This window comes from Blastococcus deserti, assembly GCF_042682525.1.
Taxonomy (GTDB): domain Bacteria; phylum Actinomycetota; class Actinomycetes; order Mycobacteriales; family Geodermatophilaceae; genus Blastococcus_B; species Blastococcus_B deserti.
Genome location: NZ_JBHUHP010000001.1, coordinates 186,462 through 200,978, shown reverse-complemented (window position 1 = coordinate 200,978; position 14,517 = coordinate 186,462). Strand labels below are relative to the sequence as shown.

Here is a 14,517-nt window from a genome sequence, read left to right as displayed (position 1 = left end):
TCCTCCGCGCGCGGAGGACGGCCCTGTGCCGTCCGGTGCCGGTCCAGCGCGGGTGCCCGCCCCCAGGGATCCCGGGCCCCGGCACCCGCGCCCGGGTCCTGCGTCGCCGGAGACGGGGAAGCCGTCAGGAGCGCGGCGTCACGCGCAGCAGACGGTCGGCGCCGCCACCGTTGTCGGTGGTCACGTACAGCGCGCCGTCGGTGCCCTGGTGGAGACTGCGGATCCGCCCGTGCACCCGGTCGAGCTCGGGCAGCCGGAACTGCTCCTGGACGGCGCCGTCGTCGTCGAGCCGCAGCGCGAGGACGCCCTCCGCCTTGAGCAGCGCCACGAGCAGCAGCCCGTCGTAGCCACCCCAGCGGTCGCCGTCGAGGAAGGCCGCCCCGCTGGTGGCCAGCGTGGGCGAGCCCGAGGACCACACCGCGGCGACCGCTCCGGGGATCGCCGGATCGGTCATCGGCACGCTCGAGTCGTAACCGCCGTCCCCGGCCGGGTCCCAGCCGTAGTTGCCCCCGGGACGCAGCAGGTTCACCTCGTCGTCGCGGTCGGGACCGTGCTCGACGGCGAACACCTTGCCGGTGCCCGGCCGGACCGCGAGGCCCTGCACGTTGCGGTGGCCCAGGGTCCAGACCTCCCGCTCACCGGTGGCCGGGTCGACGCGGAGCACCTTGCCGCCCAGGGACCGTGGATCCTGCGGAACGCTGCCGTCGGCGGCGTCACCGGTGCCCACCAGCAGGGTGCCGTCGGGGACGAACGCCAGCCGGCAGCCCCCGTGCCGCCCGGACCGCTCGTTGAGCGGGATCCCCCCGACGAGCGGGTCGACGACGCGGGTGGCCGCGCTCCAGTCGGCCGCGACGGTCCAGCCCACCACGACGATCTGGCCGTCCCGGCTGCCCTGGCAGCTGTAGAAGCGACGGTTGCCGGCGAAGCCCGGGTCCAGCGCCAGCCCCATGAGCCCGGTCTCCCCCCGGGCGAACAGGTCGCGGAGGTCGGCGGCCACGTCCCGCACGCCGTCGGGGAGCACCGCGGTGAACCCGCCGGCCCGCTGGTCCACCAGCAAGGTCCCGTCCGGCGCCTGGACGACGTCCCACGGGTGGTCGAGCCCGTCGACGACGACGGTGACGTCGAGGGCGGGCGCGACGGCGGTGCTCGTCGACGACGCCGCGGGCGGCGGCCCCGGGGCCGCGGGCGGCTCGCTGACCGCCGCGTCGGTGCACCCGCCCACCAGCAGGAGCGGGGCCGCCGTGCAGCGGAAGGACCTTGCCCCTCTCATCCCTCGCAGGCTCGGGGCGAGCCTCCGGGCAAGGCCATGCCTGCGGGTGGCGGGGGGCATGGGGTCCTTCTACAGGCCGGCGACGGTCCGCATCGACCCAGCATGCGCTCAGGAGGTGCGGGTGACCACGAAATCGCACAGCGCCGCCAGCGCGTCCCGGACCTCGCCGGGGGGAACGGCCCCGAGGCGGGCGCGCGCCCGGTCGGCGTACTGCGCGAGCACGTCGGTGGCGCGCTGCAGCGAGACCGACGAGCGCAGCAGCGCCAGCGCCTCGGCGTGCTCGTCGTCGTCGGTGACCGGCGCGGCGACCAGCTGCCGGAGCCGGGCGTCGGCCGGGTCGTCGTCGGCGAGGGCGAACAGCACCGGGAGGGTGGCGATGCCCTCGCGCAGGTCGGTCCCCGGGGACTTCCCGGACGCCCCGTCCTGGCTGACGATGTCGAGCAGGTCGTCGGAGATCTGGAAGGCGACGCCGACCTCCTCGCCGAAGGCCGTGAGGGCCGCCACCAGCGCCTGGTCAACGCCGGCGAAGGAGGCGCCGAAGCGGGCGGAGGTGGCCACCAGCGATCCGGTCTTGTCGGCCAGCACGCCGAGGTAGTGGGCCACCGGGTCCGCACCCGGCTCGGCGCCGACGGTCTCCCGGATCTGGCCGGTGACCAGCCGCTCGAACGTCCGCGCCTGGATGCGCACTGCCTCGGGACCGAGGTCGGCCAGCAGGTCGGACGCGCGGGCGAAGAGCAGGTCACCGGTCAGGATGGCGATGCTGTTGGACCACCGGCTGTTGGCGCTGGGCGCCCCGCGACGGACGACGGCCTCGTCCATGACGTCGTCGTGGTACAGCGTCGCCAGGTGGGTCAGCTCGCACACCACCGCCGACTCGGTCACCCCGACGGCGTGCGGATCGCCGAGCTGGGCGGCCAGGAGGGCCAGCATGGGCCGGAACCGCTTGCCGCCGGCGGACATCAGGTGCCCGGCGGCCTCCCGGATGAAGGCGTGCTCGCTGCCCACCGCCTCGGTCAGTGCCGTCTCCACGCGGGCGAGGCCCTCGGCGAGCTCCGTGCCGAGGGACCCGTCGGGGAGCCAGGGGCCGATGGTCGACGCCGGGGTGGAGATCCGGCGCGAGGCCACGGTGGTGGTGCCCTCGACTGAGGCACGGGCTCCGGTCATCAACCGACGAAGATAGCCGCCCGGTCCGCGAGGTCGAGCACCGCCCCGGGCACGATGCCCAGCGCCAGGGTCGCCGTGGCGGTGACCGCCAGGACGATCGTGGTGGGCAGCCCCGGGACCCCCACGGTGGGACCCTGCCCACCGCCGGGGCCGCCCGCCGGCGGCGAGAAGTACATCAGCACGATGACCCGCAGGTAGAAGAACGCCGCCACCGCGCTGGCCAGCAGGGCCACCAGGGCCAGCGGCCAGGCGCCCTCGGCGATCGCCGCCCGGAACACGGCGAACTTCCCGGTGAAACCGGCGGTGAGCGGGATGCCGGCCAGGGCGAGCAGGAAGAGCGCCATGATCGCCGCGGTCAGCGGCGACCGGGAGGCCAGCCCCGCCCACTGGGAGAGGTGGGCGGCCTCGCCGTCGCCGTCCCGGACGAGGGTGAGGACGGCGAAGGCGCCGAGCGTGGTCAGCCCGTAGGTCAGCAGGTAGAACATCGTGGCCGCGAGGCCCGAGCCGTCCCCGCCGGCGCCGAGGCCGATCACGCCGGTCAGCAGGAAGCCGGCGTGGGCGATCGAGGAGTAGGCGAGCATCCGCTTGAGGTCGGTCTGGGTCAGGCCCAGCACGGCGCCGACGACCATCGACACGATCGCCACCCCGTAGACCAGTGGGCGCCACGTCCACTCGGCGGTGCCGAACGCGACGTAGAGCAGCCGCAGGATGGCCCCGAACGCGGCGACCTTCGTGCAGGCCGCCATGAAGGCGGTCACCGGCGTCGGGGCGCCCTGGTAGACGTCCGGCGTCCAGGTGTGGAACGGGGCGACGCTGGCCTTGAACAGCAGGCCGACGACGAGCAGGGCCAGGCCGAGGACCAGCAGGACGTCGGTGCCCTCGGCGAGGGAGGCCGACCGGATGGCGGCGAGCCGGACGCTGCCGGTGGCGCCGTAGACGAGCGCCAGCCCGTAGAGGAAGAAGGCCGAGGCGAAGGCGCCCAGCAGGAAGTACTTGACCGCCGCCTCCTGCGACAGCAGCCGGCGCCGGCGGGCCATCCCGCTGAGCAGGTAGAGCGGGAGGCTGAGCACCTCCAGCGCCACGAACATGATCAGCAGATCGTTGGCCGCGGTGAACAGCATCATGCCGCCGATGGCGAAGGTCGCCAGCGGGTAGACCTCGGTCTGCACCCGGCTCGAGGTGAGCAGGTCGCGGTCGCGGACGCTGCCGGCGGGCACCGCGGCAGAGGTCACGAACGCCGACCGCGCCGGGTCCAGCGCCCGCTCGGCGAAGAGCAGGATCGCCAGAGCTCCCAATCCGGCGACGGTCGCCTGGAGGAACAGGCCCGCGCCGTCGACGGCGAGCGCACCGCCGGCGGTCACCTCGCGGCGGCCGGCCAGGAGCAGGGTGCACACCAGGCCACCCACCGTGCCCACGAGAGCGACGGCGACCTGCACCGGGTGGCGGGTGTCGCGGGGCCAGAAGGCCTCGACGAGGACGCCGACGCAGGCCGCACCGAACACGAACAGCAGCGGCGCCAGGGCGGCGAAGGAGAGCTCCGGGGCCTCGATCATCAGTCGGTCCCTCCGAGGTCGCTCATGGTGGCGCTCACGGCCGGCCCGATGACGTCGAGCAGCGGCTGGGGATAGACGCCGAGCACGATGATCAACGCCACGAGGGGGCTGACGACCGCCAGCTCGCGCCGGTCGAGGTCCGCCACGCGCAGCGACCGGCGCGGGGCGGTGAGCGTCGCGGTGGCCCCACCGCCGCCAGCCGCCGGTTCGGCGTCCTCCTCGGCCATCAGCACGCCACGATCGGGGCCGTGCATCGTGCGCTGGTACATCAGCAGGATGTAGAGCGCGGCCAGGATGATCCCGACCGTCGCCACGATGGTGAAGACCGGCCGCTCCGGGAACGAGCCGATCAGGACGAGGAACTCGCTGACGAAGCTGTTGGTCCCGGGCAGCGCGAGGGAGGCCAGGCCCGCGACGAGGAACGCGCCGGCCAGCAGGGGCGCCTTCCGCGCCACCCCGCCGTAGTCGCCGATCTGCCGCGAGCCGCCGCGAGCGATGAGCATCCCCACCACCAGGAACAGCAGCCCGGTCGCGATGCCGTGGTTGACCATGTAGAGGACGGCGCCGGTCGCGGCCTCCGTGGTGAACGCGAAGATGCCCAGCGCGATGAAGCCGAAGTGCGAGATCGAGGTGTAGGCGACCAACCGCTTCATGTCGCTCTGCCCCATCGCCAGCAGCGCGGCGTAGAGGACGCCGATCACGGCGAGGACCAGCACGAAGGGGGCGAAGTACCGCGAGGCGTCGGGGAACAGCGGCAGGCAGTAGCGCAGGAAGCCGAACGTGCCGACCTTGTCCAGGACGCCGACCAGCAGGACCGCCCCGCCGATGGGCGCCTCGGAACCGGAGTCGGGCAGCCAGGTGTGGAAGGGCACCAGCGGTGCCTTGATCGCGAACGCGACGAAGAACCCGAGGAACAGCAGCTTCTGGACGCCGGGGTCGATCTCCAGTTGCCGGAGGGCGTCGAAGGCGAAGGTGCCCTCCCCCAGCTGGCTGTTGCTCACCACGTACAGCCCGATGACGGAGGCGAGCATGACCAGCCCGCCGACCAGGCTGTAGAGGAAGAACTTCACCGCGGCGTACTGGCGTCGCGGCCCGCCGAAGCTCCCGATGATGAAGTACATCGGGACGAGCATCGCCTCGAAGAACACGTAGAAGAGGAAGACGTCGGTGGCGGCGAAGACGCCGACCATCATCGCCTCCAGCAGGAGCAGCCAGGCGAAGTACGTCGTCAGGGGACGCCGGTCGCCCGCCTCGTCACGCCACGAGGCACCGATCACCACCGGCACGAGGACGCCGATGAGCAGCAGCATGACCAGGGCGATGCCGTCGACGCCGAGGGCGAAGGACACCCCGAAGTCGGCGATCCAGGTCCACGAGCTGGTCAGCTGGAAGCGGTCGCCGCCGACGTCGAACGCGACGGTGGCGAGGACCGCGAGCAGCAGCACCACCAGACTGACGCCGAGGGACACCTGCTTGGCCAGCGCCTCCCGGTTCCGGGGCAGCGCCGCGACGGCGGCCGCACCGATCGCGGGCACCGCGATCATGAGCAGCAGGAACGGGAAGTCACTCACCGACGCAGCACCTCTCCGAACTCAGCGAACGTGTCATCCCGCCGTCACCGCCAGCAGGGCGCCCGTGACGAGCACGGCGCCGCCGAGCATGCCGAGGGCGTAGGTGCGCACGAAGCCGGTCTGCGCCCGGCCCAGCCGCGAGGACGAGCCGCCGAGCGTGGCGGCGAGTCCGTTGACCGCGCCGTCGACACCACGGTTGTCCACCCAGACCAGTGCCCGGGTGAGCCACTGGCCGGGGCGCATGAACAGCGACTCGTTGACCGCGTCGGCGTAGAGGGCGTTGCGGGCGGCGCGGGTGACCGGGGAGACCCGCACCGGCGCGGTCACCGGCACCTCCCGGCGGCCGACGAACAGCCAGGCCAGCAGGACGCCGAGGGCCATCACGGCGGTGACGACCAGCCCGATGGTCAGCGGCGCGATCACGTGCTCGGCCTCCTCGGGCTCGCCGAAGACCGGCTCCATCCAGCCGGACAGCGGGAACAGCGCGACGAGGGCGGCGCCTGAGACGACCGAGCCGACGGCCAGCACGATCATCGGCACGGTCATGACCGAGGGCGCCTCGTGCGGGTGGACGCCGTCCTCCCACCGCGGTCGGCCGAAGAAGGTCATCAGCATCAGCCGCGTCATGTAGAAGGCGGTGAGGCCGGCGCCCAGGATCGCCACTCCACCCAGCACGAACCCGAAGGTGTCGTTCCGGTCGAAGGCGGCCTCGATGATCGCGTCCTTGGTGAAGTAGCCGGACAGGAACGGGAAGCCGATCAGCGCGAGGTAGCCCAGCCCGAACGTCACGAAGGTGACCGGCAGCTTGTTCCAGAGCCCGCCGAACCGGCGCATGTCGACCGTGTCGTTCATCGCGTGCATGACCGACCCGGCGCCGAGGAACAGGCCGGCCTTGAAGAAGCCGTGCGCGTACAGGTGCGCGAGACCGGCGACGTACCCGGCCGGGCCAAGGCCGACGGCCAGGAACATGTAGCCGATCTGGCTGACCGTCGAGTAGGCGAGCACCTTCTTGATGTCGTCGTACGCGCAGCCGGCGATGGCGCCGATCAGCAGGGTGAGGGCGCCGACGGCGAGGACGACGGTGCGCGCGGTCGGCGTCTCGTCGTAGATCGGGGCGCACCGGGCGATGAGGTAGACGCCCGCCGTCACCATCGTCGCGGCGTGGATGAGCGCGGAGACGGGAGTCGGACCCTCCATGGCGTCGGGCAGCCACGCCTGGAGCGGGAACTGGCCCGACTTGCCGCAGGCGCCGAGGAGGAGCAGCAGCCCGATCGCGGTGATCGTCCCGCCGGCCAAGGTGCCGATCCCGGCGAACACGCCCTCGTAGGACACGGTCCCGAGCTGGGCGAACATCAGGAAGATCGCCAGGGCCAGGCCGACGTCGCCGACCCGGTTCATGATGAACGCCTTCTTGGCGGCGGTCGCGGCCGACGGGCGGGTGTACCAGAACGCGATCAGGAGGTAGGACGCCAGCCCCACGCCCTCCCAGCCCACGTAGAGCGCCACGAAGTTGTCGCCGAGGACGAGCAGGAGCATCGCGGCGACGAAGAGGTTGAGGTAGGCGAAGAACCGGCGACGCCCGGGGTCGTGCGCCATGTAGCCGATCGAGTAGACGTGGATCAGCGAGCCCACACCGGTGATCAGCAGGACGAACGCCGCCGAGAGCGGGTCGTAGAGCAGCCCGGCGGTGACGTCGAGGTCCCCGACCCCGATGAACGTGAAGAGGTCGACGGCGACGCGCGCCTCCTCGAGCCCGGCCAGCTGGAACGTGCACAGCAGGCCGAGCACGAAGGCCGCGGCGACGGTCGCCGTCCCGAGCAGGTGGCCCCAGCGGTCGGTGCGCCGCCCGCCCAGCAGGAGCACCGCGGCGCCGGCGAGTGGCAGCGCGATCAGCAGCCAGGAGGCAGCGAGCAGCCCGTCGGCGGGAATCGATTCCATGTCCGGGTCCCCGTCAGTACTTCAGCAGGTTGGCGTCGTCGACCGAGGCGGACCGCCTGGTGCGGTAGATCGACATGATGATCGCGAGGCCGACGACGACCTCCGCGGCGGCGACGACCATGACGAAGAACGCCATGATCTGGCCGTCGAGGGTGCCGGTGGCGCGCGCGAAGGTGACCAGCGTCAGGTTCACCGAGTTGAGCATCAGCTCCACGCACATGAACACGACGATCGCGTTCCGGCGCACCAGCACCCCGACGGCGCCGATCGTGAAGAGGATCGCCGCGAGCACCAGGTAGTAGGTGAGGGTCACCGTTCCCGCCCTCCGGGGATGGCGCTGGGCGTGCCCTCGGTGGTGCCGAGCGCCGCGTCGGGCGAGCCGAGCTGCTCGCGGCCGACCGGGCGGGGCATCTGGTCCGGCTCCTCCGGTTCGATGCCGGTCGCCAGGCTCGCCTCCGCGCGGGTCCCGTCGGGCAGGATCGCGGGGACGGCGACGGAGTTGGCGCGGGCGAAGACACCCGGGCCGGGCAGCGTCTGCGGGTGGTCGGAGGTGAGGAAGCGGGCCCTCGAGAGCTCCTTCTGCGTCCGCCGGCTGCCCGGCTCGCGCTCGATGTGCGCGAGCACCATCGCGCCGACGGCCGCGGTGATCAGCAGCGCGCTGGTGACCTCGAACGCGAGCAGGTAGTCGGTGAACAGCAGCTCGGCGATCGCGGGGATGTTGCCCCGCTCCCCCTGGACGGCGTCGAGGCCGGTCACCGTCAGGTCCTGGGTGGCCCGGGCGATGCCGGCGCCCACCAGCGCGGCGAAGCCGACGCCGAGGACGGTGGCCGCCGTGCGCTGCCCGCGGAGGGTCTCCACGACCGAGTCCGAGGAGTCGCGGCCGACGAGCATCAGCACGAAGAGGAACAGGATCATGATCGCGCCGGTGTAGACGATGATCTGCACCGCCCCGAGGAACGGCGCCCCCTGCACCACGTAGAAGACGCCGAACGCGAGCATCGTGTTGACCAGCCACAGCGCGGAGTGCACCGCGTTGCGGCTGAACACCATGCCGAGGGCTCCGGCCAGGGCGATCGGCCCCAGCACCCAGAAGACGACGGTCTCGCCGCCGCTGAGCGTCTCGGTCATGCCCGGGCCTCCGGGACGCGCACGTAGTAGTCCTTCTCGTCGTCCCCGAGCCGCATCGGGTGCGGCGGGGCCTCCATGCCCGGCAGCAGCGGGGCCATCAGCTGCTCCTTGGTGTAGATCAGGTCGCGGCGGTTGTCGTCGGCCAGCTCGAAGTCGTTGCTCATGGTCAGCGACCGCGTCGGGCAGGCCTCGATGCACAACCCGCAGAAGATGCAGCGCAGGTAGTTGATCTGGTAGACGGCCCCGTACCGCTCACCGGGCGAGTAGCGGGCGTCCTCGGTGTTGTCCCCGCCCTCGACGTAGATGGCGTCGGCCGGGCAGGCCCAGGCGCACAGCTCGCATCCCACGCACTTCTCCAGGCCGTCGGGGTGCCGGTTGAGCACGTGCCGGCCGTGGTAGCGCGGCTTGGTCACCTTGGGCTCGAACGGGTACTGCTCGGTGGTCACTTTGCGGAAGATCTGCGCGAAGGTGACCCCGAAGCCCTGGGCAGGCGCCGGCATCAGGCTGTCGCGCACGGCGGGGCGGTTGCGACCGCCCTCCGAGGAGCGCTCGACCTCCCCGCGCGAGCGCCGGACCATGTCCTGCTCGCCGGGCTTGCCGCGGGACCCGCGCTCAGACATCTGTGTCCTCCTCCACGGTGGTGGTGCCGCGACGTCCGGTGCTCACGACGGGCGCGCCGTCGGAGGCGACCGGCTGTCGCCGCAGTCGGGGCGACGGCGGCACCTTCAGGTCCATCGGCGGGACGGGGAAGCCGCCCTCGGCGCGGCTCGGGCCGCCGGTGGGCCGCCGCCGCGGGCCCGCGGGCGGCAGGACGTCGGGCTCGGGGTCCGTGGCGTGGACGGCGCCGGCCGAGGCCTGCTCGGCCATGAGCCGGGTGTCCCGGTTGGCCGTCCGGCTGGCGATCAGCAGGCCGGCGAGGACGACCAGCGCGATGGGGACGCCGACGTAGAGCGTGACCTCACCGGTGGACAGGTCCGCCTCGCGCGCGACCGTCCGCATCGTGGCGACGACGAGGATCCACGCCAGCGCGGTGGGGACCAGCACCTTCCACCCGAACCGCATGAACTGGTCGTAGCGCAGCCGGGGCAGCGTGCCGCGCAGCCAGATGAAGACGAACAGCGCGACGACGACCTTGAGGAAGAACCAGAGCAGCGGCCACCAGCCGGTGTTCGCGCCGTCCCAGATCGAGATCGGCCACGGCGCCCGCCAGCCGCCGAGGAACAGCGTCGCCGCGAGGGCGGAGACGGTGACCATGTTGATGTACTCGGCCAGGAAGAACAGCGCGAACTTCAGCGACGAGTACTCGGTGTGGAACCCGCCCACCAGCTCGCTCTCGGCCTCGGGGAGGTCGAAGGGGGCCCGGTTGGTCTCGCCCACCACGGCGATGACGTAGATGACGAAGGAGACCGGGAGCAGGATCGCGTACCAGCTCGGCCCGGTGAACTCCCAGCCGAAGAGGGACAGCTGGTTGCCGTCGGCCTGGGCGGCCACGATCTCCGAGGTCGACATCGTGCCGGCGTAGAGGAACACCGCCACGATTGACAGCCCCATGGCGATCTCGTAGCTGACCATCTGCGCGGCGCTGCGCAGGCCGCCCAGCAGCGGGTACGTGGACCCGGACGCCCAGCCGGCGAGCACGATGCCGTAGACGCCCATCGCCGAGCAAGCGAGCACGACGAGGACGCCGATGGGGGCGTCGGTGAGCTGCAGGGGCGTGCGCTCGCCGAAGATGCTGACCACCGGCCCCATCGGGATGACGGAGAAGGCGAGGAAGGCCGGGATGGTGGCGATGACCGGCGCGAGGAAGTACACCGGCTTGTCGGCCATCGCCGGCATGATGTCCTCCTTGAACGCCAGCTTGAGCCCGTCGGCGAGGCTCTGCAGGTAGCCCCGCCAGCCGACCCGGTTGGGGCCGATGCGCTGCTGCATGCGCGCGACGACCTTGCGCTCGAAGACGATCGCGAAGAGCGTCAGCAGCACCAGGATCACGAAGACGCCCAGGATCTTGATCAGCACGATCCACCAGACGTCGTTGCCGAAGTCCTCGAGGGTGGGCTGCTCCGGGCTGGCCCAGACGGTCACAGCGCGCCTCCGGTCGGAGCGGGGAACGGCACGGACAGCCGGACGACGCCCCCGGGACCCGTGCCGAGGGCGGACCGCACCTCGCTGCCCGGTGACCTCATCGGCAGCCACACCACCTGGTCGGGCATCGCGGTGAGACGGACCGGCAGCGTGACCGAGCCCGTGCCGCCGCTCACGGTGACCCGGTCCCCGTCCACGACGCCGAGCGAGGCCGCCGTGCCCGGCCCGATCCGGACCACCGGCGGTCGCGCCGTGCCGGCCAGCTCGGGCTCGTCCCGCTGCAGCGTCCCGACGTCGAGCAGCTGCCGCCACGAGGCCAGCACGGCCTCGCCGGGCCCGAGGTGGGGGGCCGCGGGCGGCGGCACGTCCAGCCCCGCTCCCTCGGCGGGCCGGCGGACGGCGCCCAGAGCGGTCAGCTCCGCGCGCGCCGCCTCCACCGTGGGCAGCCGCAGGTCGACGTCCATCTCGTCGGCGAGGCCGTGCAGCACCCGGCCGTCGGTCAGCTGCCCCGTGCCGTGCAGGGTCGCGTCGAAGGAGCGGACGCGGCCCTCCCAGTCCAGGTAGCTGCCGGCCTTCTCCGGCGCGGCGGCGACCGGCAGGACGACGTCGGCCCACTCGGTGACCGCCGTGGGGAACATCTCCAGGCTGACCACGAACGCGGCGCTGGCCAGCGCCGTCTCGGCCAGCGCGGGGTCGGGCAGGTCGGACGGGTCGACGCCGCCCACCAGCAGCCCGGCGAGCGCACCGTCGCGGACCGCCGTCAGGATGCCGGTGACGTCGCGGCCGGGGGTCGCCGGCACGTCGGCCAGGTCGACGCCCCAGCGGCCGGCCACGTCGGCGCGCGCGGCCGCGTCCCCGACGCTGCGGCCCCCGGGCAGCAGCGTCGGCAGCGCGCCGGCCTCGACCGCGCCCCGCTCCCCCGCCCGGCGCGGCACCCAGGCCACCCGGGCACCGGTGGCCCGCGCCAGCGCCACGAGCGCCGAGAAGGCACCGGGCACCTCGGCGAGCCGCTCGCCGGCGAGGACGACCGCGCCGGGCTGCCGCAGTGCCTCGACCGCCGGACCGCCCCACGTGCCCTGGGCCAGCGCCCGCAGCGACTGCGCTTCGGCCCCGGGCAGCGTGGTGAGCACGGTGGCCTGCAGCTTCTCCGCGGCGCGGGTGGCGAAGGGCGCGAGGTCGAAGACGGCCAGCTTCGCGATGCGCACGGCGCGGCGCAGCCGCAGGAAGACGATCGGCGACTCCTCCTCCGGCTCGAACCCGGCCAGCAGCACGGCCGGGGCGGCGGAGAGGTCGTCGTAGGTGACCGCGCCCGTCGCCGGACCGGTTCCGGCCACGGCCGCCTGCAGGAAGGCCAGCTCCTCGGCCGAGTGCGCGCGGGCGCGGGCGTCGACGTCGTTGGTCCCCAGCGCGAGGCGGGCGAACTTGGCGTAGGCGTAGGCGTCCTCGACGGTGAGCCGGCCGCCGGGCAGCACGCCGACCCCGCCGTCCGCGCGCGCCTGCAGGAGCCCGGCCGCGGCGGCCGCCCACGCCTCCGGCCACGAGGCGGGCTGCAGCTCGCCGTCCCGCCGGATCAGGGGCGTGGTCAGCCGCTGGTTGGCGGTGGCGTAGCGGAAGGCGTAGCGACCCTTGTCGCAGGTCCACTCCTCGTTGACGGCGGGGTCCTCACCGGCCTGCCGCCGGGTCACCTTCCCCCGCCGGTAGTCGGTGCGCATGGCGCACCCCGAGGCGCAGTGCTCGCAGACGCTGGCCTCGCTGCGCAGGTCGAACGGGCGGGCGCGGAACCGGTACTGGGCGCTGGTGAGCGCCCCCACGGGGCAGATCTGCGTGGTGTTGCCTGCGAAGTAGGACTCGAAGGGCTCGTCCTCGTAGATCGCCACCTGCTCCAGCGCGCCCCGCTCGAACAGCTCGATGAACGGGTCGCCGGCGACCTGCTGGGAGAACCGGGTGCACCGGGCGCACAGCACGCACCGCTCGCGGTCGAGCAGGATCTGGCTGCTGATCGGCAACGGCTTGGGGTAGGTGCGCTTCTCGTCGACGAACCGGGTCTCGGTGCGGCCGTGGCCCATCGCCTGGTTCTGCAGCGGGCACTCACCGCCCTTGTCGCACGTCGGGCAGTCGAGCGGGTGGTTGATCAGCAGCAGCTCCATGGTGCCCTGCTGCGCCTTGTCGGCGACCGGGCTGGTGAGCTGCGTCTTCACCGCCATGCCCTCGGTGACCGGCATGGTGCAGGAGGCGACCGGCTTGCGCTGCCCCTCGACCTCGACCAGGCACTGCCGGCAGGCGCCGACCGGCTCGAGCAGCGGGTGGTCGCAGAACCGCGGGATGAAGACGCCGACCTGCTCGGCCGCGCGGATGATCAACGTCCCCTTGGGCACGGCGACGTCGAAGCCGTCGATGGTGCAGTGGACGGCGTCCGGCGGCGTGTGCGGACCGGGGGTGCCCGGCGGCACCGCGGGCGCAGGGGTCGGGTTCGCGAGAGTCACGAGGCCACTCCGACGGGCTCGATGCGGAGGCTGCGACCGAGCCGGGCCTGCTCCTCGGGCGGCAGCAGGGCGACGTAGTCGTCCTTGAAGTACTTCAGCGAGCTGGAGATGCAGCTCGTGGCGCCGTCACCCAGGGCGCAGAACGATCGGCCGAGGATGTTGTCGCAGGTGTCGAGCAGCAGGTCGAGGTCGGCCGCGGTGCCCCGGCCGTGCGCGATCCGCTCCAGGATCTGCACCAGCCAGTAGGTGCCCTCGCGGCAGGGGGTGCACTTGCCGCAGCTCTCGTGCGCGTAGAACTCGGTGAACCGCAGGGTCGCCTCGACGATCGAGTCGGTCTCGTCGAACACCATGAGCGCGGTGGTGCCGAGCATGGAGCCCGCGGCCGCCACCGAGTCGAAGTCCAGCGGGACGTCGAGGTGCTCGGCGGTGAAGTACGGCGTCGACGACCCGCCCGGCGTCCAGAACTTCAGCTCGTGCCCAGGTCGGACACCCCCGGCCATCTCCAGCAGCTCGCGCATCGTCGTCCCCATGGGGGCCTCGTACTGGCCCGGCCGGACCACGCGACCGGACAGCGAGTAGATCTTGGGTCCCGGCGACTTCTCCGGGCCGAACTCCTTGAACCAGTCGGCGCCGCCGCGGACGACGAACGGCACGCTGGCCAGCGTCTCGACGTTGTTGATGACCGTCGGCGCCCCGTACAGCCCGGCGACCGCCGGGAACGGCGGCTTGAGCCGGGGCTGGCCGCGATAGCCCTCGAGGGAGTCGAGCAGCGCCGTCTCCTCGCCGCAGATGTAGGCGCCGGCACCGGCGTGCACGATCAGCTCGAGGTCGTAGCCGGAGCCGAGGATGTCCGTGCCGAGGTAGCCCGCGGCGTAGGCCTCCTCGACGGCGGACATCAGCCGGCGGTGCGCGTGCACGGCCTCCCCACGGACGTAGATGACCGCCAGGTGCGAGCGGATCGCGTAGGCCGAGATGATCACGCCCTCGACCAGCGAGTGCGGGTCGGCCATCATCAGCGGCAGGTCCTTGCAGGTGCCCGGCTCCCCCTCGTCGGCGTTGACCACGAGGTACTTGGGCATCGCGGCCGGGCCGGTCGGGGTCTCGCCCGGCTTGGGCTGCGGGATGAAGCTCCACTTCATGCCGGTCGGGAAGCCGGCGCCGCCGCGGCCGCGCAGGCCCGAGTCCTTGACCAGCGTGACCAGCTCGTCGGGCGCCATCGACAGCGCCGTCCGCAGGGCCGCGTAGCCCTCGAGCCGCTCGTAGGTCTTCAGCCGCCAGGACTTGTCCGCGCCCCAGCGGGTGGTGAGGACAGGAGTGAGGGGCATCGC

Annotated in this window: 11 protein-coding genes; all 11 read right to left on the bottom strand. The window is 72.7% G+C overall.

Translation table 11 applies throughout. The features are described 5' to 3' along the window. Nucleotides 1-124 precede the first annotated feature (124 nt). The 11 genes from ACFSHS_RS00995 to nuoF all read right to left on the bottom strand — a co-directional run bounded on the left by ACFSHS_RS00995 (nt 125) and on the right by nuoF (nt 14,514). Nucleotides 125-1,270, bottom strand: coding sequence for a PQQ-dependent sugar dehydrogenase (locus ACFSHS_RS00995; protein ID WP_376870671.1), 1,146 nt, complete (start codon nt 1,268-1,270; stop codon nt 125-127). Nucleotides 1,271-1,378: 108 nt separating this feature from the next. Continuing rightward, nucleotides 1,379-2,434 (bottom strand): polyprenyl synthetase family protein, encoded by a 1,056-nt coding sequence (locus ACFSHS_RS00990; protein WP_376870669.1) that lies wholly within the window; start codon nt 2,432-2,434, stop codon nt 1,379-1,381. Next, nucleotides 2,434-3,987, bottom strand: coding sequence for an NADH-quinone oxidoreductase subunit NuoN (gene nuoN, locus ACFSHS_RS00985; RefSeq protein WP_376870666.1), 1,554 nt, complete (start codon nt 3,985-3,987; stop codon nt 2,434-2,436). The genes ACFSHS_RS00990 and nuoN overlap by 1 nt, the downstream gene beginning before the upstream one ends. After that, nucleotides 3,987-5,558 carry an NADH-quinone oxidoreductase subunit M gene (locus tag ACFSHS_RS00980; protein WP_376870664.1) on the bottom strand — a complete coding sequence of 524 codons (1,572 nt, stop codon included), beginning with the start codon at nt 5,556-5,558 and terminating at the stop codon, nt 3,987-3,989. The genes nuoN and ACFSHS_RS00980 overlap by 1 nt, the downstream gene beginning before the upstream one ends. A gap of 33 nt (nt 5,559-5,591) precedes the next feature. Further along, nucleotides 5,592-7,496: an NADH-quinone oxidoreductase subunit L gene (gene nuoL / locus ACFSHS_RS00975; protein WP_376870662.1), complete on the bottom strand. Its 1,905-nt coding sequence runs from the start codon at nt 7,494-7,496 to the stop codon at nt 5,592-5,594. Nucleotides 7,497-7,509: 13 nt separating this feature from the next. Then, complete coding sequence (gene nuoK, locus ACFSHS_RS00970) at nt 7,510-7,809, bottom strand: NADH-quinone oxidoreductase subunit NuoK (protein WP_376870659.1); 300 nt, start codon at nt 7,807-7,809, stop codon at nt 7,510-7,512. After that, nucleotides 7,806-8,624, bottom strand: coding sequence for an NADH-quinone oxidoreductase subunit J (locus tag ACFSHS_RS00965; protein WP_376870656.1), 819 nt, complete (start codon nt 8,622-8,624; stop codon nt 7,806-7,808). Before ACFSHS_RS00965 ends, nuoK begins: the two co-directional genes overlap by 4 nt. Next, nucleotides 8,621-9,244, bottom strand: coding sequence for an NADH-quinone oxidoreductase subunit NuoI (nuoI, locus tag ACFSHS_RS00960; RefSeq protein WP_376870653.1), 624 nt, complete (start codon nt 9,242-9,244; stop codon nt 8,621-8,623). The genes ACFSHS_RS00965 and nuoI overlap by 4 nt, the downstream gene beginning before the upstream one ends. Further along, nucleotides 9,237-10,706 carry an NADH-quinone oxidoreductase subunit NuoH gene (gene nuoH, locus ACFSHS_RS00955; protein ID WP_376870651.1) on the bottom strand — a complete coding sequence of 490 codons (1,470 nt, stop codon included), beginning with the start codon at nt 10,704-10,706 and terminating at the stop codon, nt 9,237-9,239. The genes nuoI and nuoH overlap by 8 nt, the downstream gene beginning before the upstream one ends. Then, nucleotides 10,703-13,189, bottom strand: a complete 2,487-nt coding sequence (locus tag ACFSHS_RS00950) for an NADH-quinone oxidoreductase subunit G (RefSeq protein WP_376870649.1) — start codon at nt 13,187-13,189, stop codon at nt 10,703-10,705. Before ACFSHS_RS00950 ends, nuoH begins: the two co-directional genes overlap by 4 nt. Further along, nucleotides 13,186-14,514 carry an NADH-quinone oxidoreductase subunit NuoF gene (gene nuoF, locus ACFSHS_RS00945; RefSeq protein ID WP_376870647.1) on the bottom strand — a complete coding sequence of 443 codons (1,329 nt, stop codon included), beginning with the start codon at nt 14,512-14,514 and terminating at the stop codon, nt 13,186-13,188. Before nuoF ends, ACFSHS_RS00950 begins: the two co-directional genes overlap by 4 nt. Nucleotides 14,515-14,517 lie beyond the last annotated feature (3 nt).

What these genes read in the sequence shown, in the direction of transcription:
- nuoI (WP_376870653.1), bottom strand. Translation starts at nt 9,244, where the DNA reads ATGTCTGAGCGCGGGTCCCGCGGCAAGCCCGGCGAGCAGGACATGGTC.
- ACFSHS_RS00965 (WP_376870656.1), bottom strand. Translation starts at nt 8,624, where the DNA reads ATGACCGAGACGCTCAGCGGCGGCGAGACCGTCGTCTTCTGGGTGCTG.
- ACFSHS_RS00995 (WP_376870671.1), bottom strand. Translation starts at nt 1,270, where the DNA reads ATGAGAGGGGCAAGGTCCTTCCGCTGCACGGCGGCCCCGCTCCTGCTG.
- nuoF (WP_376870647.1), bottom strand. Translation starts at nt 14,514, where the DNA reads ATGCCCCTCACTCCTGTCCTCACCACCCGCTGGGGCGCGGACAAGTCC.
- nuoN (WP_376870666.1), bottom strand. Translation starts at nt 3,987, where the DNA reads ATGATCGAGGCCCCGGAGCTCTCCTTCGCCGCCCTGGCGCCGCTGCTG.
- ACFSHS_RS00990 (WP_376870669.1), bottom strand. Translation starts at nt 2,434, where the DNA reads ATGACCGGAGCCCGTGCCTCAGTCGAGGGCACCACCACCGTGGCCTCG.
- nuoL (WP_376870662.1), bottom strand. Translation starts at nt 7,496, where the DNA reads ATGGAATCGATTCCCGCCGACGGGCTGCTCGCTGCCTCCTGGCTGCTG.